This window comes from Novosphingobium sp. PhB57, from assembly GCF_004342985.1.
Classification (GTDB): domain Bacteria; phylum Pseudomonadota; class Alphaproteobacteria; order Sphingomonadales; family Sphingomonadaceae; genus Novosphingobium.
Genome location: NZ_SMBO01000002.1, coordinates 589,232 through 611,380, shown reverse-complemented (window position 1 = coordinate 611,380; position 22,149 = coordinate 589,232). Strand labels below are relative to the sequence as shown.

At 66.9% G+C, this 22,149-nt stretch carries 23 protein-coding genes; 13 read left to right on the top strand and 10 right to left on the bottom strand.

Annotated elements, in window-relative coordinates; translation table 11 throughout:
• Positions 1-35: 35 nt before the first annotated feature.
• The gene (locus tag EDF58_RS10590) at positions 36-221 is read right to left on the bottom strand and encodes a DUF465 domain-containing protein (RefSeq protein ID WP_132265151.1); all 186 of its coding nucleotides are present in this window, start codon (positions 219-221) and stop codon (positions 36-38) included.
• Between the two features lie 277 nt (positions 222-498).
• Here EDF58_RS10590 and EDF58_RS10585 point away from each other — a divergent pair, with 277 nt between their 5' ends.
• The 4 genes from EDF58_RS10585 (at position 499) to EDF58_RS10570 (ending at position 3,271) form a co-directional block, all read left to right on the top strand.
• Complete coding sequence (locus EDF58_RS10585; protein WP_132265149.1) at positions 499-1,410, top strand: SPFH domain-containing protein; 912 nt, start codon at positions 499-501, stop codon at positions 1,408-1,410.
• A gap of 13 nt (positions 1,411-1,423) precedes the next feature.
• Positions 1,424-1,645, top strand: a complete 222-nt coding sequence (locus EDF58_RS10580; protein WP_132265147.1) for a toxin-antitoxin system HicB family antitoxin — start codon at positions 1,424-1,426, stop codon at positions 1,643-1,645.
• Entirely contained in the window at positions 1,642-2,238 is a 597-nt protein-coding gene (locus tag EDF58_RS10575) for a hypothetical protein (RefSeq protein WP_132265145.1), read from the top strand. Before EDF58_RS10580 ends, EDF58_RS10575 begins: the two co-directional genes overlap by 4 nt.
• Positions 2,239-2,314: 76 nt before the next feature.
• Complete coding sequence (locus EDF58_RS10570) at positions 2,315-3,271, top strand: right-handed parallel beta-helix repeat-containing protein (RefSeq protein ID WP_132265143.1); 957 nt, start codon at positions 2,315-2,317, stop codon at positions 3,269-3,271.
• 132 nt (positions 3,272-3,403) lie between these two features.
• Here EDF58_RS10570 and ribA read toward each other — a convergent pair whose 3' ends face one another.
• The 8 genes from ribA to EDF58_RS10530 form a co-directional block, all read right to left on the bottom strand.
• Entirely contained in the window at positions 3,404-4,453 is a 1,050-nt protein-coding gene (gene ribA, locus EDF58_RS10565) for a GTP cyclohydrolase II (RefSeq protein WP_243654169.1), read from the bottom strand.
• Positions 4,454-4,500: 47 nt separating this feature from the next.
• Positions 4,501-5,289, bottom strand: a complete 789-nt coding sequence (xth, locus tag EDF58_RS10560; protein WP_132265141.1) for an exodeoxyribonuclease III — start codon at positions 5,287-5,289, stop codon at positions 4,501-4,503.
• 478 nt (positions 5,290-5,767) lie between these two features.
• Positions 5,768-6,439: an outer membrane lipoprotein carrier protein LolA gene (locus EDF58_RS10555; RefSeq protein WP_132265139.1), complete on the bottom strand. Its 672-nt coding sequence runs from the start codon at positions 6,437-6,439 to the stop codon at positions 5,768-5,770.
• A 60-nt stretch (positions 6,440-6,499) separates the two neighbouring features.
• Positions 6,500-6,667 carry a 50S ribosomal protein L33 gene (gene rpmG / locus EDF58_RS10550; RefSeq protein WP_039391223.1) on the bottom strand — a complete coding sequence of 56 codons (168 nt, stop codon included), beginning with the start codon at positions 6,665-6,667 and terminating at the stop codon, positions 6,500-6,502.
• A gap of 144 nt (positions 6,668-6,811) precedes the next feature.
• Entirely contained in the window at positions 6,812-7,618 is an 807-nt protein-coding gene (gene ppk2, locus EDF58_RS10545) for a polyphosphate kinase 2 (RefSeq protein WP_132265137.1), read from the bottom strand.
• 15 nt (positions 7,619-7,633) lie between these two features.
• On the bottom strand, positions 7,634-8,446 hold the full coding sequence (locus tag EDF58_RS10540) for an undecaprenyl-diphosphate phosphatase (protein ID WP_132265135.1): 813 nt from the start codon (positions 8,444-8,446) through the stop codon (positions 7,634-7,636).
• A 183-nt stretch (positions 8,447-8,629) separates the two neighbouring features.
• Positions 8,630-10,777: a M13 family metallopeptidase gene (locus EDF58_RS10535; RefSeq protein ID WP_132265133.1), complete on the bottom strand. Its 2,148-nt coding sequence runs from the start codon at positions 10,775-10,777 to the stop codon at positions 8,630-8,632.
• Between the two features lie 129 nt (positions 10,778-10,906).
• A complete protein-coding gene (locus tag EDF58_RS10530; RefSeq protein WP_132265131.1) occupies positions 10,907-12,805 on the bottom strand; it encodes an ABC transporter transmembrane domain-containing protein in 1,899 nt (632 codons plus the stop codon).
• 272 nt (positions 12,806-13,077) lie between these two features.
• Between EDF58_RS10530 and phaZ the strand changes: the two genes are divergently transcribed.
• The 5 genes from phaZ to EDF58_RS10505 all read left to right on the top strand — a co-directional run bounded on the left by phaZ (position 13,078) and on the right by EDF58_RS10505 (position 17,583).
• Positions 13,078-14,322, top strand: coding sequence for a polyhydroxyalkanoate depolymerase (gene phaZ / locus EDF58_RS10525; protein ID WP_132265129.1), 1,245 nt, complete (start codon positions 13,078-13,080; stop codon positions 14,320-14,322).
• 384 nt (positions 14,323-14,706) lie between these two features.
• Positions 14,707-15,252, top strand: coding sequence for a murein L,D-transpeptidase catalytic domain-containing protein (locus EDF58_RS10520; RefSeq protein ID WP_243654168.1), 546 nt, complete (start codon positions 14,707-14,709; stop codon positions 15,250-15,252).
• 91 nt (positions 15,253-15,343) lie between these two features.
• Positions 15,344-15,958, top strand: a complete 615-nt coding sequence (locus EDF58_RS10515; protein WP_132265127.1) for a TetR/AcrR family transcriptional regulator — start codon at positions 15,344-15,346, stop codon at positions 15,956-15,958.
• A gap of 18 nt (positions 15,959-15,976) precedes the next feature.
• Positions 15,977-16,972 (top strand): XdhC family protein, encoded by a 996-nt coding sequence (locus EDF58_RS10510; protein WP_132265125.1) that lies wholly within the window; start codon positions 15,977-15,979, stop codon positions 16,970-16,972.
• The gene (locus EDF58_RS10505; RefSeq protein WP_132265123.1) at positions 16,969-17,583 is read left to right on the top strand and encodes an NTP transferase domain-containing protein; all 615 of its coding nucleotides are present in this window, start codon (positions 16,969-16,971) and stop codon (positions 17,581-17,583) included. Before EDF58_RS10510 ends, EDF58_RS10505 begins: the two co-directional genes overlap by 4 nt.
• A 50-nt stretch (positions 17,584-17,633) precedes the next feature.
• Here the strand turns inward: EDF58_RS10505 and EDF58_RS10500 are convergent, their stop codons facing one another.
• Entirely contained in the window at positions 17,634-18,143 is a 510-nt protein-coding gene (locus EDF58_RS10500) for a YqgE/AlgH family protein (protein ID WP_207912882.1), read from the bottom strand.
• Between the two features lie 155 nt (positions 18,144-18,298).
• Here EDF58_RS10500 and EDF58_RS10495 point away from each other — a divergent pair, with 155 nt between their 5' ends.
• The 4 genes from EDF58_RS10495 (at position 18,299) to arsC (ending at position 22,057) form a co-directional block, all read left to right on the top strand.
• Entirely contained in the window at positions 18,299-18,991 is a 693-nt protein-coding gene (locus tag EDF58_RS10495; RefSeq protein WP_132265119.1) for a fumarylacetoacetate hydrolase family protein, read from the top strand.
• A gap of 67 nt (positions 18,992-19,058) precedes the next feature.
• Positions 19,059-21,020 (top strand): TonB-dependent receptor, encoded by a 1,962-nt coding sequence (locus EDF58_RS10490; protein ID WP_132265365.1) that lies wholly within the window; start codon positions 19,059-19,061, stop codon positions 21,018-21,020.
• Positions 21,021-21,131: 111 nt separating this feature from the next.
• Positions 21,132-21,716 carry a (2Fe-2S)-binding protein gene (locus EDF58_RS10485; protein ID WP_132265117.1) on the top strand — a complete coding sequence of 195 codons (585 nt, stop codon included), beginning with the start codon at positions 21,132-21,134 and terminating at the stop codon, positions 21,714-21,716.
• Positions 21,713-22,057, top strand: a complete 345-nt coding sequence (arsC, locus tag EDF58_RS10480) for an arsenate reductase (glutaredoxin) (protein WP_132265116.1) — start codon at positions 21,713-21,715, stop codon at positions 22,055-22,057. The genes EDF58_RS10485 and arsC overlap by 4 nt, the downstream gene beginning before the upstream one ends.
• Positions 22,058-22,149: the final 92 nt, after the last annotated feature.

The following is a 22,149-nucleotide window of genomic DNA, read 5'->3' as shown; positions in this document are numbered from 1 at the left end:
GCGCGAAAATGGGGGGAAACGCGCCGGCGCGAGGGTTACAGACTGCCTGCAACGGTTGCTGGGGGGAGTAGCAACCGCGCGAGTCTGCCCCTGAACTCCTGTTTCAGTCTCTTCAGCTTCGCGATCTCGAAAGGATCGGGAGAGCGTCTGCCCTGCGCGAGGCGCAGCAGGGCGTCGAGCTTCTGGTGTCGCTCGAGCATACGGAACATAATGTCGGTCATCGTAAAATCCCTATCGAACGGAAATGGGTTCGATCGGGTGAGCCTGACAGGTATCCTGTTGCCTGAGCTGTACGGGCTGGATTGAGCCCCTGGAACCTGCATCGGTTTCACCCGATGCGGTCCGACATCACGAGGCGTTCCAGGACAGGAACGCCGCGCCAGAGGGGCCCGGCCCGCAATCCCGACATAGACGCCGCCCGGGCGATTTTCAACCCTGCTTGACCAATTGTGCGCTTTTGATATTAATGTGATATCACTTTAAACAAGGACACGCCCGATGGCCGAGTCGCACCTTCCGATGAATTCCTCCCGGGAATCCACAGGCTCCAGCATGAACGGCTACTTCATGCTGCTGATCTTCCTGGGGATCATGGCCGCGATCCTGCTGGCGCTGTTCTCGCTGGCCGGCATCGACCCGTCACCGGGCGGAGTCCTGGGTATTTTCGCCTTCATCGTCCCGGCCATCGCCGCCGAAGTGCTGATCGCCGCGGGCTTCTACATGATCCAGCCGAATCAGGCGGCGGCCATCACCCTGTTCGGCTCCTATCGCGGCACGGACCGGGTTGCAGGGCTGCGCTGGGTCTGGCCATGGATGGCAAAGCGCAAGATCTCCGTGCGCGCCAACAATGTCGTGTCCGAAAAGCTCAAGGTGAACGACTTGCGCGGCAATCCGATCGAGATCGCCACCAATGTGGTCTGGCGCGTCGCCGACACGGCCCAGGCGCTTTACGACGTGGACGACTACAAGGCCTTCGTGAACGTGCAGATCGAGGCCGCCGTGCGTTCGATCGGCTCGCGCTATGCCTATGACGATGTCGAGGATGCCGAGATCACCCTGCGCGGCAGCCATGCCGAAGTGAACGCGGAACTGCGCGCCGAACTGATCGAACGCCTGCGCGTGGCCGGTATCACGGTGGACGAATGCGGCCTCACCCACTTGGCCTACGCGCCCGAGATCGCCGGCGCCATGCTGCGCCGCCAACAGGCCGAAGCCGTGATCGGCGCGCGCCGCAAGCTGGTGGAAGGCGCGGTCTCGATGGTCGAGATGGCGCTTTCGCAGCTCTCAGAAAAGAACGTGGTCGAACTCGACGACGAGCGCCGCGCCGCCATGGTCTCGAACCTGATGGTCGTGCTCTGCGGCGAGCGCGACACCCAGCCGGTCGTCAATACCGGCACGCTCTACCAGTAAGGCGACCGGGCGGATGGCGAGTCCCGGCAAGAAAGCGTTCGCCCTGCGGCTGGATCCAGCGCTTCACGAAGCGCTGGAACGCTGCGCCGCGGCCGATTTCCGCTCGGTCAACGCCCAGGTCGAAGTGCTCCTGCGCGAGGCGCTGTCCCGGCGCGGTCTCAAAGTGGATGTCAGCGAGCCCGCACGCCGGGGACGCCCGCCGACGGCGACGGAAGAAACGGAGGACGAGGCATGATGCACGAATCGCTCGACGACGGCGCCTGGTTCGCACCCAAGCGCTTCGGCATCGGAGTCGGCCTGCCGATCGCCTGGCAGGGCTGGCTGTTGCTGGCCACCTATTTCGGGGCGCTGGCGGGGACTAAAGTGCTCATGCATTCCGGTTTGGCTGGCAGCCGGCCTATGGCCTTCGCGCTGTTTCTGGCCGCCACTGCCGTCTTCCTGGTCGTGTCGCACCGGCATACGCGCCGCAGGACGGTCTCAGCCACGGCCGAGGCCAGGCTGGCGGAGGCGGCGAGGACATCCGATGAAGACACGCTGTTCCTGTGCTATCGAAGCGGCTTGAAATTCACCTGCCAGCCGCGCGGCCGGGCCGGATGGTTCGCACTCGCTGCCTGGACGCTTCCCCTCCTGCCGATGAGCCTCTGCCTGGCCTGGCTGCTCCTGCGCTTTCCGGAAAGCGTCCTGCCGATCGGGATCGGCTTTTCGCTGATCGTGCTGTTCTGGTCGGCGGTCATGGTGTTCTGGATCCTCAGTCGCAGCGAGATGATCGACCTGAAGGCGCTGCCGAAACCACCCCGCCGGGGCAAGCGCGGACCGGGGCAACGATAGCCCCGGGGCTTGTCCCGCTGTGGGACGCAGCGAAACGGGCGCCTGCGTTGCCCCGCGAAGACGCTAGACCTCCCGCATGAACCGTTCCGCCCGACTCGCCCTCGCCTTTGGCATCCCCTTGCTCGCAGCCGCTCCCGCCGCCGTCTCGTTCGGGCAGGCTGCCGACCATGCGCCTTATACGGTGGCGGAAACCGGGCGCGGCTTCACCCGCCTGCAGGACGCGGTCGATGCCATCGGCGACGGCAGCGGCACGATCCGCTTCGCCTCGCTGCGCTTTTCCGACTGCGCGGTGCAGAGCAAGGGCGAGATCACGTACCAGGCCCAGGTCCCCGGCCAGTCCGTGCTCGACGGCAAGGCCTGCGAAGACAAGGCGGCGCTGGTGCTGCGCGGGCGCGGCGCCCGGATCGAGGGCATGGTCTTCGCCAATATCCGCGTGCCGGACAAGAACGGCGCGGGCGTGCGGCTCGAACACGGCGACCTCTCGGTGTCGCAGGCCTGGTTCCGCGACAGCGAACAGGGCCTGCTCAGCGGCGAGGATCCCCAGGGTTCGATCCGTATCGACAAGTCCACGTTCACCCGCCTCGGGACCTGCGAAGGTTCGGGCTGCGCGCACGCGGTCTATATCGGCAATTACGGCGCGCTCACGATCACCCGCAGCCGCTTCGAGGCGGGAACCGGCGGCCACTATGTCAAGAGCCGCGCGGCGCACGTCGAGATCACGGATTCCAGCTTCGACGATGCCGCCGGCCGCGCGACCAATTACATGATCGACCTTCCCGAAGGCGCCACCGGGCGCATTGCCGGCAACTGGTTCGTGCAGGGGCGCGACAAGGAGAACTACTCCGCCTTCATCGCCGTAGCCGCGGAGCACCGCAGCCACCCTTCGGCGGGGCTGACGGTGGAAGGAAACAACGCCCGTTTCGCGCCCGGCATCGACCGCAACAGCGCCTTCGTGGCGGACTGGTCCGGCGAGCCGCTGAAAATCGGCCGCAACACCCTGGGCACGGGAATCGCCGGGTTCGAGAAGCGCTGAACGCCATCTGCGCTGGACCGGCGACCGGACGGACAAGCGCGCGCCTCGATCCGTCATTTTCGAGCGCGTCGGGTTGTGCTGGCCGCTGGCCCAGGTTCCGTTCGCAGGTAACGGAGCGCGTGCTCCGGACGCTTACAATATATGCCCGGTCCGGTCCCGCTTGGTGTCGAGGTAGCGGGCATTGTGCGGGTTCGGCGGCAGCTGGTGCGGTACGCGCTCCACCACCTCAACGCCCACACCTTCCAGCGCCGCGACTTTAGCCGGGTTGTTGGTCATGAGCCGGATCGCCGAGACGCCCAGCAGTTCGAGCATCCGGGCCGCCACCGGGAAATCGCGCGCCTCCGTGGGCAGGCCCAGGCGGTTGTTGGCGTCCACCGTGTCGTAGCCGAGGTCCTGCAGGCTATAGGCCCGCAGCTTGTTGACGAGGCCGATGCCGCGGCCTTCCTGCCGCAGATAGAGCAGCACGCCCCAACCGCCCTGCTTCGTTTCCTCGGCCATGGCGCGCAGCGCGGCGTCCAGCTGCGGGCCGCAATCGCACTTGAGGCTGCCGAGAATGTCGCCGGTCAGGCATTCCGAGTGGAGCCGGACCAGCGGTGCCCGGTCGCCGTCCTGGGTACCGATCACCAAGGCGACATGCTCGCGCAAGTCATCCAGCGCGCGGAATGCGACGATCTCCGCCTCTTCGCAGGCCGCCACCGGCAGGCGCGCGCGCGAGGCCACCACCAGCCGGCTGGTGTCCTTCCACTCGGCCAGGTCGGCGGGAGCAACCGTCTGCGCTTCCCCCCCGATGTCGGGCGCCACGAGGAACGCGGGCAGGATGCCGGCGAGTCGCGCCAGCTCCATGGCGGTTCGCGCCATGTCCATGTCGCCGATGTGCTCGGCCGCGAACGGCCCCTTCATGGGATGCGCAAGGTCAAGCGCGGGGTCGGCCACGGCGCGGGCGGTCTCGAGATCGAAGGGCTCTGCCGCGCGGATCAGCACCGGCGCCTCGGGCACGGCCGCTTCGCGCTGGTTCGCCAGTTTGAGCGTGACGGCGCGGGCAGCGGAGATCAGCATGCGCGGCGCCGTGACACCCGGCGCGAAGCCGGTCTCGGCGGGAAGCAGGACGGCGCCGTTTCCCTCGCCTTCCGGCCCCATCCGCACCGGCCAGCCATGGCGCAGCGCATCGAGCGCCAGCGCCACGCGGCGGGCACCTGCGGAAGGCAGCGCCTTCCCGGGTGCGTCGGCGCTCAGAGTTCGAACTCGGTGATCAGCGGGACGTGGTCGCTCGGCTGCTCCCAGCGGCGCGTTTCCTCGACGAAGCTGTGCGCGCGGGCCTGCTTCGCCAGGTCGGGTGAGGCCCACATGTGATCGAGCCGGCGGCCCTGGTCCTTCTGGCGCCAGTAGCTGCGGTAGGACCACCAGGAGTAGTTACGCTCGGGCGCGGGAATGAATTCACGGCCGAGGTCCACCCAGCCATGGGCATCGCGGAAGCGGGCCAGTGTCTCCACCTCGATCGGCGTGTGGCTGACGACCTTGAGCAGCGCCTTGTGGTTGTAGACGTCCGATTCGAGCGGGGCGATGTTGAAGTCGCCCACGATCAGCGTGGGGCGGTCCACTTTGTCGGCCCAGCGCGTCATGCGTTCGAGGAAGTCCAGCTTCTGGCCGAACTTCAGGTTCACCTCGCGGTCGGCGATGTCGCCGCCGGCGGGGATGTAGACGTTCTCCAGGATCATGCCCTGCCCGGCGCCCTGAAGCTCCACGCCCACATGGCGCGCCTCTCCGTTGTCCTGCCAGTCGTAGCGGCTGAACTCTGTGAACGGTACGCGGCTGACGGTGGCCACGCCGTGGTAGCCCTTCTGCCCGTGGATCGCGCGGTGGGTATAGCCGAGTCGCTCGAACATATCGTGCGGGAAGAGGTGCTCGGCGACCTTGATCTCCTGAAGGCAGAGCACGTCGGGCGACTGTTCGGTCAGAAACCGCTCGACCTGATCGATGCGAAGGCGGACCGAATTGATGTTCCAGGTGGCAATCTTCATGCCGCAGGCTTTAGGCATGGCGCCCCGCAATTGCCAGAGGCGCCAGCGAAAACACTGCTGCCGCCTTCCATCGAAAGAGAAAATTGCGTCGCTTTTTCGGGCTGATTTTTTCGTCCGGCGGGAGCGAGAATGCTGCCGATCGAGAACCGGAGCGCAGCGGCCTTAATGGCCGTGAGCACCGGAAGCGCAGAGCGGTAGCATTCGCAGCCCCGCCGGGCGGAAAAGGCAGCCCGAAAAAACAAAAACCCTCGGTCCGGGGGCAGAGGACCGAGGGTTCATGTAAGCGTTCGTCACGCTAAATCAGAGGACCCTTGTGGAGGCGTGGGCAACAGGGGGGAAACCCGCCTCGAGCCGCTCTGACCATTTCAATCTAGGCGCTGTTGGCTTGCTGCCAAGTGAACGGAATTCAGAAAAGTGTCGCATTCCGTCGCAGCCAGCGGGCAACTCGCGACCAAGCGTTCCCCCTTATCGACGAGAGCTATCGGCGCGTCCGGGGACGCGGATCGTTCCAGCGGAAATCGTTGTCGGAGACCGGAACGCCGTAGCGCTGATTCGACAGCGAGATCGTGGTGCGCTTGTTCTGCGAATCGAGCGAGACCCAATAGGTCAGCTCAAGCCCGCCGGGCGCGGACGCCTTGCGGGTAAAGATCAGAGTGATGACGCCATATTCGGGATGCGAACGATCGCGGACCTCAATGCTGACGACATTGGGATTGCCGGTCTGCTTGACCGAACCGTACTTGGCGACATCGCGCTTGGGATCGAGCAGCGCGCCGAGCGGGCTGTTGCTGATCGGCCAGCGCTGCACCTGCTTCACCGAGTAGTCGATCATGGTCAGCGCCTTGCCGTCGCTGACGATCAGCATCTGGGCGCTTTTCTCGTACTGGAAGCGGATCTTGCCGGGACGCATGAGCGTCAGTTCGCCGGTCAGGCTCTGGCCGTTACGGTCGGTCTGGACGAAGTTGGCCTTCATCGTCGAGATCGCGCGCAGCGCTTCGACGGCCTGGCTCAACTGCGCCGCATCGGCGGACGGAGCCGCAAGCGCGGGCGTCGCCGGAAGGAGGGCAGGAACGGAAAACGCGGCCGCGCCAAGAAAAACCTGGCTGGCCGCGCCTACGCAAGAGCGAAAGATCTTGAAGGTGCGGTTCATAATGCTCCCATTGGGTTTGCAGGCTTGAACCGCCCCTGAATTGTAAGGTTCCGAAGAACCTTACTTGATCTTGGCTTCCTTGAACTCGACGTGCTTGCGCACGACGGGATCGTACTTGCGGAAGTTCATCTTCTCGGTCGTGTTGCGCGGATTCTTCTTCGTGACGTAGAAGAAGCCGGTGTCGGCGGTCGAGACAAGACGGATCTTGACGGTTGCGGGCTTCGCCATGGCGGTTTCCTGTATCTCTCGTTTCAGCCGCCCTGGCCGGCCGGCGTTCCGTTGAAAAATTTCAGGGCGGCAATCGAGCGCCGCCCCTCAAGGTTGCGGCCCATGCGATAGTGACAGGCCAAAGTCAAGCGGAAGAGGCTTGATTCACTCCGTGTCGAACGGCTCGATCGGCTTCAGAACGCCAAATTTCTCGTTATACGGCGCGTGATTCAGTTTCGGCATCTTGATCGTCTGCGGCTCGACCTTGGTGTCCGGCAGCCGGTCCAGCAGGTCACGCACGAGGGTGAGGCGGCCGATTCGCTGGTCGTTGAAGTCCACCACCGTCCACGGCGCGTGCTTCTTGTGCGTGGCCTTGAGCATCGCCTCGCGCGCCTTGGTGTACTCCTCGTACTTTTCGCGCGCGGCGACGTCGATCGGCGAGAGCTTCCAGCGCTTCAGCGGATCGTCGAGACGTTCGTGGAGTCGCTCCTCCTGCTTCTCCTGGTCGCAGGACAGCCAGTACTTGAACAACAGGACGCCATCGTCGACGAGCATGCGCTCGAACACCGGGACCTGCTTGAGGAAGCGCTTCACTTCGGAGCCGGTGGCGAAGCCCATGACCTTTTCCACGCCGGCGCGGTTGTACCAGCTGCGGTCGAACAGCACGATCTCGCCGCGGGTGGGCAGATGCTCGACATAGCGCTGGAAGTACCACTGGCCCTGCTCGCGCTCGCTGGGCGCGGTGAGCGCCACGGTGCGGCACTGGCGCGGATTGAGCTGGCCGCCGACGGCCTTGATCGCCCCGCCCTTGCCCGCCGTATCGCGTCCCTCGAACAGGACGACGATGCGGGCGCCGGTGGCGGACGCCCAGCGGGCCATGCCCACCAGCTCCTCCAGCATCGGCTCAAGCTGCCTTTCGTAGTCCTTGCGCCCCAGTTTCTGGCCGAGTTTCTTGTGATCGTCCTCGGCCATGGCGTAAATCCCTGATCAGACCCGCGAAAGCAGGAAGAGTGCGAGTGCGCCCGCCACGATACGATACCAGGCGAACGGTGCAAAGCCCGAGCGGCTCACGAAAGCCATGAAGGCCTTGATGACCACCAGGGCCACCACGAACGAGACGACGAAGCCGACGCCGATCTCTCCCCAGCCCACCGGGCCGGTGCCGGCCATCAGCTCCTCGTGGTGCTTGAGCAGTTCCAGCGTCGTCGCGCCGACCATCGTGGGCACGGCAAGGAAGAAGCTGAACTCGGCCGCCGTGCGGCGCTCGATACCCATCGACAGCGCGCCCATGATCGTCGCGCCCGAACGGCTGACGCCCGGAACCATCGCCAGGCACTGCGCAAAGCCTACGCCGATGCACTTGATGGCGGGAAGCTCGGAAACGCCGGTCAGCGGACCGGGCTTGGCCACTTTCTCGATCCCCAGGATGGCGATGCCGCCGATGATAAGCGCCCAGGCGACCACGGCAGGTTCGCCCAGCAGTCCCTCGATGTAATTATTGAGCAGCAGGCCCAGCACGGCCGAGGGAATGAACGCCAGCAGCACGTTGCGCACGAAACGGATCGAGTTGGGATTGAGCTTGAGCAGGCCCATGCCCACGGCCCAGAACGTGCGCCAGAACTGGACGATGACCGCCAGGATCGCGCCGAGCTGGATGACGATGTTGAAGGTCGCCCACTGCGAGGCGTCATAGCCGAACAGGCGGGTGGCGAGGATGAGATGGCCGGTCGAGGAGACGGGCAGGAACTCGGTGAGGCCCTCGACAATGCCGAGGAGGATCGCGGTAAGGGTGAGGCTCATGGGCCGCAGGTCATGCCGGACGCACCGGCCAAGTCAACCCGCTGCGCGGCTCTCTAGTACCTATAGTCGTTCAGAAAATACGGTTTGGCGCGTTTTGGACCAAATGCAGCGCACGGCGAAGTTCGCCAGAAGAATTCAGGGCCCGGTCGCTATCCGACCGAGCCCTGTTTTCTTACAGTTTCCTTACCAGATGCGCACGCGCTCGGCGGGCGGGAGGTAAAGAGCGTCGCCGGGCTTCACGCCGAAGGCCTTGTACCATTCGTCGAAGTTACGAACGATGCCGTTGATGCGGTAATGGGCGGGCGAATGCGGGTCGGTGATGAGCTGCTGGCGTACCGATTCCTCGCGGTACTTGCTGCGCCATACCTGCGCCCAGGCCATGAAGAAGCGCTGGTCGCCGGTCAGGCCGTCGATCACCGGGGCTTCCTTGCCGTTCAGCGAGAGCTTGTAGGCGCGGTAGGCCAGGCTGAGGCCGCCGAGATCGCCGATGTTCTCGCCCATGGTCAGCTTGCCGTTGACGCAGGTCTTGCCATCGTCGAACGGGCAGAAGCTGTTGTACTGGGCTTCCAGCTTGTCCTGCAGCTTCTGGAAGTTGGCCTTGTCGGCCGGGGTCCACCAGTCGCGAAGGTTGCCGGTGCCGTCGGACTTGGCGCCCTGGTCGTCGAAGCCGTGGCCCATTTCGTGGCCGATCACCGCGCCGATGCCGCCATAGTTGACCGCAGGGTCGGCTGAGACGTTGAAGAACGGCGGCTGGAGAATGGCGGCCGGGAACACGATCTCGTTATAGGGCGGGTTGTAGTAGGCGTTGACCGTCTCGGGCAGCATGAACCATTCGGTCTTGTCGACCGGCTGGCCGATGCGCTTCATCTGGTCGTCGTTCTCCCAGGAACCCGCGGCGATGGCGTTGCCGAGCGGATCGGTGGCCGAGAAGGTCAGGCCTTCGTATTCCTTGAACTTCGCCGGGGCGCCGATCTTGGGCGTGAAGGCGTTGAGCTTGGCTTCGGCCTCCTTGCGGGTTTCCGGGCCCATCCAGGCGAGGCTCTGGAGGTTCACCGCCATGGCCTTGCGCAAGTTGGAGACGAGGTCGGTCATCGCCGCCTGCGCTTCGGGCGGATAGTACTTTTCGGCGTAGATCTTGCCGACCAGTTCGCCGGCCATGCCTTCCACCGCCGCAACGCCGCGCTTCCAGCGAGCCCGCTGCTCCGGCTGGCCGCTCATGGTCTTGCCGTAGAAGGCGAAAGTGGCGTCATCGATGTCGGTGGGCAGGACCGAGGCATTGCTGCGCAGGAAATGCGCGGCGAGCCAGGCCTGCCAGGTGGCCACCGGCACTTCGGAGATCAGCTTGCCCACTTCCGGCACGCCGCCGCCGAACAGCGTCTGTGCCTTGGCGGGATCGATGCGGGCGGCCTTCAGCTCTTCGGCCGTCGGCGGCATCTGGTCGACGATGATATAGGCAGCCTTGCCGGCGCCCATGGTCTCGACGAAAGTGCGCATCAGGCCGGGCGCGGCGAGCGCTTCGAATTCGGCGACCGTCAGCTTGTTGTAAGTGAGGTCCGGGTCGCGGCTGGCAGCGCGGTCCCACTGGGCCTTCGCCAGGCGGGTTTCGAGCGCGAGCACCGATTTCGCGGCCGATCCGGCGTCGGCATAACCGGCCTTGCCGAGCACGAAGGTCAGGTAATCGAGGTACTTCGCGCGCAAGTCCTGCGAGCGGGCATCGTTCTTCAGGTAGTAGTCGCGGTCGGGCAGGCCGAGGCTGCCGACACCGACTTCGAAGGCATTGACGTCGCTCTGCTTCGCATCGGCGGTCACATAGGCGCCGAGCGGCGAGGCATAGCCGGGCGCCGCGAAGATCTTCATCAGGTCGTCAGGTGTCTTGGCGGCGAAGATGCGCTCAAGGTAAGGCTGCGCGGGGGCGAGGCCGGCCTTGTTGATGGCATCCACGTCCATGAAGGCGGCATAGGCTGCCTCGACACGGGCGGCATCGGTGCCGGCGGCGGGCTTCGAGGCGATCAGGCCGTCCATGATGCCGTGCACGCGCTGTTCCGAAAGGTCGCGCAGCGCCGTGAACGAGCCCCAGTTGGTGCGGTCTGCCGGCAGCACGACGGCGGCTTCCCACTTGCCGTTCACGAACTTGTCGAAGTCCGCGCCGGCCTTGGCGGCAGGGTCCTGCCACTGGGTCTGGATGCCGGACTTGCCCCAGTCCATCTTCGCCGGATCGATCTGCATCGGATCCGAGGAGGCCGGTGCATCGGCCAGGGCCGGCATGGCGGAAAAGCTGAGTGCGGTAGCGAGCGCCGTCGAAGCGAGCACCCGGCCGAGAATGCGGGTCATGGTCCCACCCTTTCTGAATTGCATGACACGAACGGTCTGGCGACAGGCCGGAACGGCCCACCGATGATGGCGCAACATAATTGCCATATTCGGCAACGCCAGCCCTGAAATGCAGTTCGTCGGGGTGAGTCAGCCGTTCGTCGAACGGGAGAAAGCGGCCACTGCGTCGGAATCGAACTGGAGCGACGCCAGCCGGGCGTAGAGGCCGCCGGCCTGGCTGAGGCTCTCGTGCGTGCCCTGCTCGGCAATGCGCCCGCCGTCCATCACCACGATCCGGTCGGCCTTGCGCACCGTGGCCAGGCGATGCGCGATCACCAGGGTGGTGCGGTGCTCCATCAGGCGTTCGAGCGCGTCCTGCACCAGCCGCTCGCTTTCGGCATCGAGCGCGCTGGTCGCCTCGTCCAGCAGCAGGATCGGCGCATCGCGCAGGAGCGCGCGGGCGATGGCGATGCGCTGGCGCTGGCCGCCGGAGAGGCGCGCGCCGTCTTCTCCCAGGAACGTATCGAGCCCTTGCGGCAGCTCGCGCAGGAAGCCTTCCGCATTGGCGGCGCCGGCCGCCTGCCAGATGGCCGCATCGTCGGCCTGCCAGTTGCCGTAGCGCAAGTTGTCCCGTGCGGAGGCGGCGAAGAGCACGCCCTCTTGCGGCACCAGCGCGATCCGCTGGCGGATCTCGGAGGGATCGGCGGAGGTCAGCGGCACGCCGTCGATCTTGATGGCCCCGCTCTGGGGATCGTAGAACCGCTCGGCCAGCTGGAACAGCGTCGACTTGCCGGCGCCCGAGGGGCCGACGATGGCCACGGTCTCGCCCGGCTCGATCGACAGGGTGAAATCGTGCAGCGCCGCCATTTCCGGGCGCGAGGGGTAGCGGAAAGTCACGCGCTCGAAGGCGAGCTTGCCGCGGCCCGGCGAAGGCAGCGTCAGCGGACGCGCGGGCGCCGAGATCGTGGGATGTTCGCTCAGCAGCTCAGCCAGGCGGCTGGCCGCTCCGGCCCCGCGCACGAGGTCTCCGTAGACTTCGGTGAGCGAGCCGAAAGCGCCGGCCACGATGCCCGCCGTCACCACGAAGGCGGCGATCGTGCCGCCGGTGATCGACCCCTCGGCCACGCCGATCGCGCCGCGCCACATGATGACGGTGATCGAACCGAAGATCAGGAACATGATCACCGCCGTCATCACCGCGCGCAAGGCGATGCGGCGCTTGCCGGTTTCGAACGTGCGTTCAACCGCGCCGGAAAAGCGCTCCATCTCGCGCCCTTCCTGGTTGAAGGCCTGGACCACGCGCAAGGCGCCGAAGACTTCGCTGGTGGTGGCGCCGATATCGGCCACGCGGTCCTGGCTCTGCCGGGCGACGGCGCGAAGGCGGCGGCCGAAGGCGGCGATGGGCAGGATGACCACCGGGATCGCGACGACGAGGCCCAGCGTCAGGTGCGGGGCCAGCACGAAGAGATAGGCCACTCCGCCTGCTGCCATGATCGCATTGCGCAGCGCCACCGAGACCGTTGTGCTCACCACCGTCTCGACGATGGCGGTATCGGCCGTCATGCGGGAGGCGATTTCCTTGGGGCTGTTTTCCTCGAAGAAACTGGGCGAGAGCGTCAGCAGATGGCGCTGCACACGCAGGCGCACGTCGGCCACGACGCGCTCGCCTAGCCAGGAGACGCTGTAGAAGCGCACCGCCGTGGCCACGGAAAGCACGATCACCACGCCCAGCAGCATGATGAACCACCAGCGGATCGCCGCCGGATCCGCGCCTTCCGCGAAACCCTGGTCGACGATCTGGCGGAAACCGTAAGGGATCGCGAGAGTCGAAGTGGCCGTGGTCAGCAGCGAAAGCCCGGCCACGGCCATGCGGCCGGGGTAGTGGAACAGTTCGCGCCAGACCATGCGCAAGGCGCCCAGACTGCGCGGGCGCTTGCCTGCCTCCGGACCGCGCGCTTCGGCGCTGCCGGCCCCTGCGGCGGGGGTCGCCTGGCCCGTTGCAGCGTTCTCGTTCTCGGGCGGCCGTGCCTGCCCCGCGTTGGCATCCATGCGCGCCCTTAACTTTTCCTTGGAAAACGTCCCCACCGGAGCGTTTTCGGACCGGCAGGTGCCGGAATGGTCGAACGGGCTCTTATCGCGTCCCCGGCTTGAGGAAAAGGTGTATGAAATGCGCCTTTACGATCAGCATGATCGCCGCGCCGGGCCACCTGGCTGCGCGCGATTTCGTTTATGCCGCATTGCACAAGCAACGATTCGGTATCAAATGGCGTTGATAACCACGCAGGATGGCCGGGGTCGCTTCGCCGTCCGGGAGACGCACTTTGCTTTACAACGCCTACGAATTGCAGCGCACCATGCTGAGCGGGGCCGCCGCCTGGGCTTCGGTAGGTGCCGAACTTCTCTCGAACCCCGCCCTGCCGATGGGCTATTTCGGGTTCGGCCCGGTCATGGCCTCGGCGCTGGACGTCTTCGCCCATGCCGCCGCCCCGCGCGGAAAGCCGGCCTTCGATATCGAGAACGTGACCACGGGGGGCAAGTCCTACCCCGTCACCGAATCGATCGTGCTGCGCCGCCCCTTCGGCGACCTGATCCGCTTCACGCACCCCGGACTCGCCAAGGACGCCCCGAAGCTGCTGGTGGTCGCGCCGATGAGCGGCCACTTCGCCACCCTGCTGCGCGGCACCGTCGCCCGCATGCTGGAAAGCTGCGAGGTCTACATCACCGATTGGGCCGACGCGAAGCTGGTGCCGGCCGAAGCCGGCCGCTTCGATCTGGACGATTACATCGACTATGTGATCGGCTTCCTCGAACACATCGGCCCCGGCGCGCACATGCTCGCCGTGTGCCAGCCCTCCGTTCCGGCTTTCGCGGCCGCGGCGATCATGGGCAAGCAGGAGCATCCCTGCCGCCCCGCCACGCTCACCATGATGGGCGGCCCGGTCGACACCCGCGAGGCGCCCACCAGCGTCAACGACGTGGCGATGCAGCAGCCGCTCTCGTGGTTCGAGAACAACGTCATCGCCACCGTTCCGCTGAACTATCCGGGCGCCGGACGCCGGGTCTATCCGGGCTTCCTGCAGCTCGCCGGGTTCATGGCCATGAACCTCGGCAACCACATGATGAGCCATTACGGCATGTTCAAACACCTGGTTTCCGGCGACGGCGAAGGCGCGGCATCCACCAAGGCCTTCTACGACGAATATCGCTCGGTCTGCGACATGACCGCCGACTACTATCTCCAGACCATCGAGCACGTCTTCCAGAAGCACTCGCTGCCGAAGGGCGAATTCGTCCATCGCGGCGAGCGGATCGATCCTTCGGCAATCCGCGACACGGCGCTGCTGGCCGTCGAGGGTGAGCGCGACGACATTTCCGGCATCGGCCAGACCAAGGCCGCGCTCAAGCTGGCGACCCACCTGCCCGATGACAGCAAGAAGTACCTGCTGGCCGAGAATGTCGGCCACTACGGCATCTTCAACGGCAGCAAGTGGCGCACCCGCATCGCCCCGGTGCTAAAAGACTGGATGCGCCAGCACGCGCGCAAGCCGGCCAAGACCGCAGCCTGACGAATCGCGGGTTCGCGGGCCCGCTTTCAGGGCTGGTTCGCGAACCCGTTCAAAACGTTTGAAGGGCGGGGGACTTCGGTTCCCCGCCCTATCCACAGCGCGAATCGTCCTTAACGACAAGGCGGTTGGCGCTTGCGGCAACCCGCACCCCTGGCGGGAACCGATCCGACAATCGCGCTGGAAAGTTCCCCGCGATTAGGTTAACTTACCAGTATGGAACAGACGTTGGGTCGGCGTGCTGTCCTCATGGGCGGGTTGGTGGCAGGCGCAAGCCTTGCATTGCCATCGCGTGTGCTGGCAGCAGAAAATCTGGTAGGAACAGCGACAGGACAGATCGGTCCTGCCGGAGTGCAAATCGGCCCTGCGGGAGCAGCTCCGATCGGCATGGGCGCAGTGCCGAGCGCCCTTACGCCCTACCAACGCCGCGTGCTGGACGTGGCATCCCGCCAGGTGCAGCGCCTTGGCACGCAGATCTGGCGCCATGACCTGGTCGGCATCGCCGATTTCGCCCAGCCCTCCTGGAAGCCGCGTCTTCATTTCGCCAATATCGAGGCGGGCACCGTGCGCTCGTTCCTGCTTGCCCATGGCCGCGGCTCGGACCCGATGCACAGCGGCTGGCTGCAGAGCTTTTCCAACATGCCCGGCTCCGAAGCCACCTCGCGCGGGGCCTTCCTCACTTGCGAGTGGTATTCGGGCAAATACGGCACCTCGATCCGCCTCAAGGGGCTGGACAACGACAACTCGATGGCGCTGGAACGCGCGATCGTGATGCATCCGGCCTGGTACGTCGATGCCGCCATGATCGAGAAGTGGGGCAAGCTCGGCCGCAGCGAGGGCTGCTTCGCCATGAGCAATACCGACTTCAACGAGGCGCTCTGGCACCTTTCGGGCGGCCGCCTGCTCTTCGCGGACCGAATCGGCGAATACTGAATCCCGTTCATCACGGCATGCCGAAATCCGCCATACCGAAGTCGGGTGCGGTGGATTAGACACCCTTGAGGCAGGGTGTTACGGGTCGTTCATGGACGGAAATCTCGCGGGATTCAGGAAAGACGCGCCCACCGATGCGCGGCAGGTGCGCTCACGCAAGGCGCTCAACGCAGCCATGCTGTGCCTGCTGGAGGAAAAGGCCTTCGACCAGATCACCATCCGCGAGATTTCGGCGCGGGCGGGAACCGGTTACGCCACTTTCTTCCGGCACTACCCCACCAAGGAAGCGCTGCTGGGCGATGTCGCCTCCGAGGAGATCGCCGGTCTGCTGGCACTCTCCATCCCGCTCCTTCACAATGCCAACAGCTACGAATCCACCTTGGCGCTCTGCACTTACGTCGGCGAGCACAAGGCGCTGTGGTCTGCCCTCCTGGGCGGCGGCGCGGCGGCCATCGTGCGCGACGAATTCATTCGCCAGGCGCGCGGCCTGATCGAAGGCGTGGCCCGCCCGGCCGACTGGCTGCCGCAGGACCTGGGCGTGGTGCACGGCACCGGCTCCACCATAGACATTCTCGCCTGGTGGCTCACCAAGGGCCAGGACCAGAGCGCCGCGGATGTCGGCCGCATCCTGCACAGGCTGGTCATCGCCCCGCTGGTCGGCGACCATGTCGAAACACGGGCGCGCCCGGCGGCGGCAGCAGAATGACGACACTGGGATGATCCCATGAGCGGCGAGATCGAAGGCGCGGACTGGCCGCTCTTCGGCTGGGTGGACGATATCCGCGCGCCGCTGGCGGAAGCCCGCCGCCGCGGCCGCCCGGCCGCCCTCGCCACGCTTTACAAAGTCGAAGGCAGCGCCCCGCGCGGTCCCGGCGCGCAGATGCTGTTCGTGGAGCCGGGCGGACCGGAAGAGGCGATCGCCGCCAGCGGCTATTTCTCGGGAGACTGCATCGAAGGCGATGTCGCCAGCCATGCCGCGCATGTGCTGGCGGACGGCATGCCCCGGCACCTCCACTACGGGGCGGGCAGCCCCTGGATCGACATTCGCCTGCGCTGCGGCGGCGCCCTCCACGTCCTGGTCGAGCGGCTCGCGCCGGACTCGGCCGCGGCCGGCGATGTGCTGCACCATGCCGAAGCGCGCAGCGCCTGCCGCTGGCACAGCGACGGCAAGACGCAGCAGGTCACGCCGGACCGCGGCCCCCTGCTCGATTTGCACGAGGCCCCGTTCTCGCTGGCGCGCCGCTACGATCCGCCACGCCGGCTGATCGTCTCCGGCGGCGACCCCGGCGCCCTGGCCGCGGCGCAACTGGCCGCACTTTCCCAGTTCGAGACGATCCTTCTGCGCCCGGACGGCCCGCACGAACCGCCGCCCTTCGCGGTCTCCCGCTATCTGCGCACCGAGCCGGCAGCGGCACTGGCCGAGCTTGGGGTGGACCGCTGGACCGCTTATCTCGGCGCCACGCACGAGGATCATCACGACCTCGGCGGCTGCCTTGCTGCGCTCCGGGGCGGGGCCGGCTATGTGGGCATGATCGGCGCCAGGTCCCGCGCCGGGGCGCGTCTGGCCGCGCTGGAAGCGGCAGGCGCAACGCCCGGGGAACTGGCAAGGCTGAACCTTTCGCCGGGGGTCGCCGGGCTCGGCAAATCGCCCTGGGAAGTGGCCACCGGGATCGTCGCGGAAATCATGCAGGCGCTGAACCCCGCCCACGAACGCGCGTGAAGCGCCCCGGCACTTTGGCGGCACTGGTGCTGGCCGCCGGGGCCTCGCGCCGGTTCGGCGGCGACAAACTCTCGGCCCCGCTCGATGGCGAACCGCTGCTGTTCCACGCCATCCGCGCCGCCCGCGCCGCGCCGGTGGCCCGCGTCCTCGTCGTGGCGCGACCGGGGCTGGACTGCGGCGCCTGGCCGGAAGGACCGCCGGTGGAAGTGCTGCGGATCGACAGCCACGCGCTGTCCGAATCGCTGAAGGCGGGAATCGCCGCGCTGGACGAGGCCGAGCAGGTCTTCGTGTTCCTGGGCGACATGCCGCGCGTGCCTCACGGCACGGCATCGCAACTGGCATCGGCGATCGGAGGGGGCATTGCCGCCCTGCCCCGTCACGGCGGTCGGCCCGGTCATCCGGCGCTGCTGTCTTCCCGCCTGTTTCCCGAAATCGCCGCGCTTACGGGCGATCAGGGCGCTGGCCGGTTGCTGCGGGACCGGTTGCGGCTTGGACTCGACGACGTGGTGTTCGTGGAGAGCGACGATGCCGCGATCCATCTCGACATCGATCGCCCGGAAGATCTTTCGGCGCTGACGAGCCGGCCGGTCAGGCCCTCACCCGGCACCTGATACGGCACCTGATACGGGAACGGCGCGGATCAGGCCGCGCCATCCCATGGTCAGGCGCTGCCGGTCTGGCTCGACAGCAGCGCGGGATCGATACCCTCGGCCCGCCAGGTCGCGGTCCAGCGGTCATCCACCGCGGTATCGAACAGGATCTCCGGATGCGGATCGGCCGCATACCAGCCGTGCTGCCGCATCTCGCCTTCGAGCTGGCCCGGCGCCCAGCCGGCATAGCCCAGGGACATCAGCCAGCGCTCCGGCCCCCGCCCCTCGGCGATCGCGCGCAGCACATCCATCGAGGCGGACAAGGCGCAGAGCGGATGCACCTCGATCGTATCGCTGCCGCCCCATTCGGTGGAATGAAGAATGAACCCGCGCCCCGGCTCCACCGGTCCGCCCTCGTGCACTTCGCAATCCGGCGCGACGCCAGGGTCGATGCCCAGTTCGTCGAGGATTTCGTGGAAGCGGACGCCTTCGCGCAGCCGGCCGATGCCGATGCCCAGTGCGCCGTTCTCGTCATGCACGCAAAGTACGCTCACGCTATGGTCGAAGCGGGGATCGAACATGCCCGGCATCGCCAGAAGGAGTCGCCCGGCAAGGAATTGTTTCTCGGTCACAGGGGCAAATGTAAGCCCTTCGCAGGGGACGGCAAGCCGCTTGCACTTTTCCCGGCGGGAATCGCGCTTTATGCCTCGCCGCCAAGCAAGGGAGGAAATCGCGAGTGAGCCTGCTGTTCGAACTGCCCGAAGTCCCCGCCGTCCCCGTTCTCGGGGAAGAAGCCCGCTACCCGGTGCGCCGCATCTTCTGCGTCGGCCGCAACTACGCCGCCCATGCGCGCGAACTCGGCAATGCCGTGGACCGCGAGGCGCCGATCTGGTTCACCAAGGCCCCGGCCGCGCTTTGCCATTCCGGCACGGCCATCGCCTATCCGCCCGGCACGCAGGACTGCCACTACGAGATGGAACTCGTCGTCGCCATCGGCGGCCATGGCTTCGAACTGGCGGCCGAACAGGCCATGGACCTGGTCTACGGCTATGCCTGCGGCCTCGACATGACCCGGCGCGACCTCCAGAACGCCGCCAAGGCCAAGGGCTATCCCTGGGATACCGGCAAGGACTTCGAGAACGGCGCCGTCATCGGCCCGATCACCCGCGCCGACGCCTTCGGCCAACCGGGCGAGCAGCGCATCTCGCTCGCGAAGAACGGCGAGACGAAGCAGGAAGCCCCGCTCTCCGAGATGATCTGGAGCCTGCCCGAGCTGATCGCCGACCTCTCCCGCCTCTATCACCTCGCCCCCGGCGACCTCATCTACACCGGCACCCCTGCCGGTGTCGGCCCCGTCGCGCCGGGCGACCGGCTGGAAGGCCGCGTCGAGGGACTGGAGCCGGTCGTGCTCGCGATCGATCCCGCCTGACGTGACCCGTCCTCACCACCGCGCCGCATGGCTGGCGGGCTGCGCCGTCCTGTTCGCCGCCCCCGCCATGGCCGAAGAGGCCGCCGACGCCGGCCAGACGGCCGGCACGCCGATCGTCGTCACCGGCCACGGCCTCGAATCGGGGCCGGCGACCCCGGCCTACGATGTCGAGACGATCGAGCGCGACGCGGTGATTTCCAGCGCGTCGGGCCGGATCGAGGACGTGCTGAACGCGGTCGCCGGTTTCGCGCAGTTCCGCCGCTCGGACAGCCGCTCGGCCAATCCCTCCTCGCAAGGCGCCACGCTGCGCGCGCTGGGCGGCAATGCCTCCAGCCGCACGCTCGTGCTGCTGGACGGCGTACCGATCGCGAACCCGTTCTTCGGCTATATTCCCTTCAGCGCCATCGCACCCGAGCGGCTCTCCGCGATCCGGGTGACGCGCGGCGGCGGATCGGGTGCCTTCGGATCGGGCGCGGTGGCGGGCACCATCGAGATGACCAGTGCGGGTCCCGACCAGATCGGCATGTTCCAGGGCTCGGCGCTCGTCAACGATCGCGGCGAGACCCAGGCTTCGGCCACGGTCGCACCGAAACTGGGCGCAGGCTTCCTCGTCGCCAGCGTGCAGTGGGACCGGGGCGAAGGCTTCTGGACCACGCCCCGCGACCAGCGCGTCCCCGCTTCCGCCCGCGCCGCCTATGATAGCTGGTCCGCCTCGCTCCGCGCCGTCACGCCGATGAGCGATACGGTGGAACTGCAGGCCGCCGCGCTGGCCTATGGCGATGCGCGCACGCTCCGCTTCAAGGGGGCGGATTCCACCTCGGACGGCCAGCAGGCCTCGCTGCGGCTGGTCGGCCGGGGCGCGTGGCAGTTCGACGTGATCGGCTACGTTCAGGCGCAGGACTTCTCGAACGTGGTCATCAGTTCGAGCACCTATCGCAAGACGCTCGACCAGCATCGCACCCCCACCACGGCCATCGGCGGCAAGGCCGAACTGCGCCCGCCGGTGGGCGAGAATCACGTCCTGCGAATCGGCAGCGACTTGCGCCTGACCGAGGGCAAGCTGCTGGAACTGCCCTATAACGCCAGCGGCGCCTTCACGGCGGTGCGCCGCGCCGGCGGCAACCAGTCCGACCTCGGCTTCTATGCGGAGGACGACTGGACCTTGGGCAAGCTCGTGCTCACCGCGGGTGGCCGCGCCGACCGCTGGACGATCCGCAACGGGTTCTACCGCTCGGTCAGCCCCACCGGCGCCGTGACCGAGAACGATTCCTATGCGAATCGCTCCGGCTGGATGGGCAATGGCCGCGCCGGTCTGGTCTGGCACGCCAGCAAGGCCGTGAGCCTGCGCGCCGCGGCCTATACCGGCATGCGCCTGCCCACGCTCAACGAACTCTACCGCCCCTTCGTGGTCTTCCCGGTCACCACCGAGGCCAATGCGGCTCTCAAGCCCGAACGCCTGCGCGGTTATGAAGCGGGGATCGACATCCAGCCGCTTGCGGCGCTGACCCTGTCGCTCACCGCCTTCGACAACAAGGTGAAGGACGCCGTCGCCAACGTCACCGTGGCCACCAACACGCGCGAGCGGCAGAACGTGAACGCGGTCCAGGCACGCGGGCTGGAAGCCAGCGCGGCGCTGGATCTCGGCACGGTGCGTTTCGACGGTTCGCTGGCCTGGACCGACGCCAAGGTCAGGGCGGACGATCCCGATCTCGACGGCCTGCGGCCCGCCCAGACCCCGAAATTCGCCGCCAGCGCCACGCTCGCCTGGCTCCCGCGCGAGGGCTGGCGCCTGGCGGCGACGCTGCGCCATGTCGGCGCGCAGTACGAGGACGATTTGGAAACATACGTGCTTCCGGCCGCGACCACGCTGGACGGCTATGTGCAATTGCCCGTGGCCGGTCCCGTCTCCGTGGTGCTGCGCGCCGAGAACCTGACGGACGAGACCATCGTCACCCGCAACCAGGACGGCTCGATCGATCTCGGCACCCCGCGCACGTTCTGGGCGGGTGTCCGCGTGGCGCTTCGTTGAAGGCGATCGGTGCGGCGCGATTCGCAATCGGCACGACAGGCCGTGCATGAGCACCGGCCCGTCGCACGGCGCGCACTGGCGCAGCGGCGCCTGCACGCATAAGGAGGCCGGATGCCGCGCCTGACCGTCAACGATCACCCGGTCGAAATCGCCATGGACCCGCAGACCCCGCTTCTTTGGGCGCTGCGCGACGGAGCGAATCTGACCGGCACGAAATATGGCTGCGGCGTGGGCGACTGCGGCGCCTGCACGGTCCTGGTCGATGGCGGCGCCTTGCGCGCCTGCCTCGTGACACTGGGCGAGTGCGAGGGGCGCTTCGTCACCACCATCGAAGGGCTTTCGGCCGACCGCTCGCACCCGATGCAGCAGGCCATGGTCGCCGAACAGGCGATCCAGTGCGGATTCTGCACGCCCGGCATCGTCATCGGCGGCGCCGCGCTGCTCGCCCGCAATGCCAATCCCAGCGAGACGGAGATTCGCGAGGCGCTCCCCAATCTCTGCCGGTGCGGCGTCTATCCGCGCCTCGTCGCCGCCGTCCAGCGCGCCGGCCGGGTCATGCGGCGCGAGGAAACCATCAGCGCCGCCCCGGCCCCCGGCATCGCCCCGCGGGATGCCGCGCGGGCGGTTCCGGCCATGGCGCCCCTGAAACCGGCGTCCACACCGACATCCCAGGCACAACAGGAGAAGCGCCCGTGAAGGCAACCATCTGGCACAACCCGAAATGCGGCACTTCGCGCAAGACCCTGGCCGTCCTTGAGGAAACGCCGGGCGTCGAGGTCGCGGTGATCGAATATCTCAAGACCCCGCCCTCGGCGGAAAAGCTGGCGCAACTCTACCGCGATGCCGGCATCACGCCGCAGCAGGGCCTGCGCCTGCGCGGCACCGATGCGGCCGAGCGCGGCCTTCCCGATGCCGACGATGCCACCGTCCTGGCGGCCATGGCCGCCGAGCCGGCGCTGATCGAACGTCCCCTCGTGGAAACCGAAAGGGGCGCCAGGCTTTGTCGTCCTCAGGAAAAGGTCCACGAGATTCTGTAATCCCCACGTAACATTGGCCGACGCTCGCTTGCATTGTCGGCCTCGATCTGTCACCGAATCGCCCTTCGCCGGACGACAACAAAAGCGAGAGC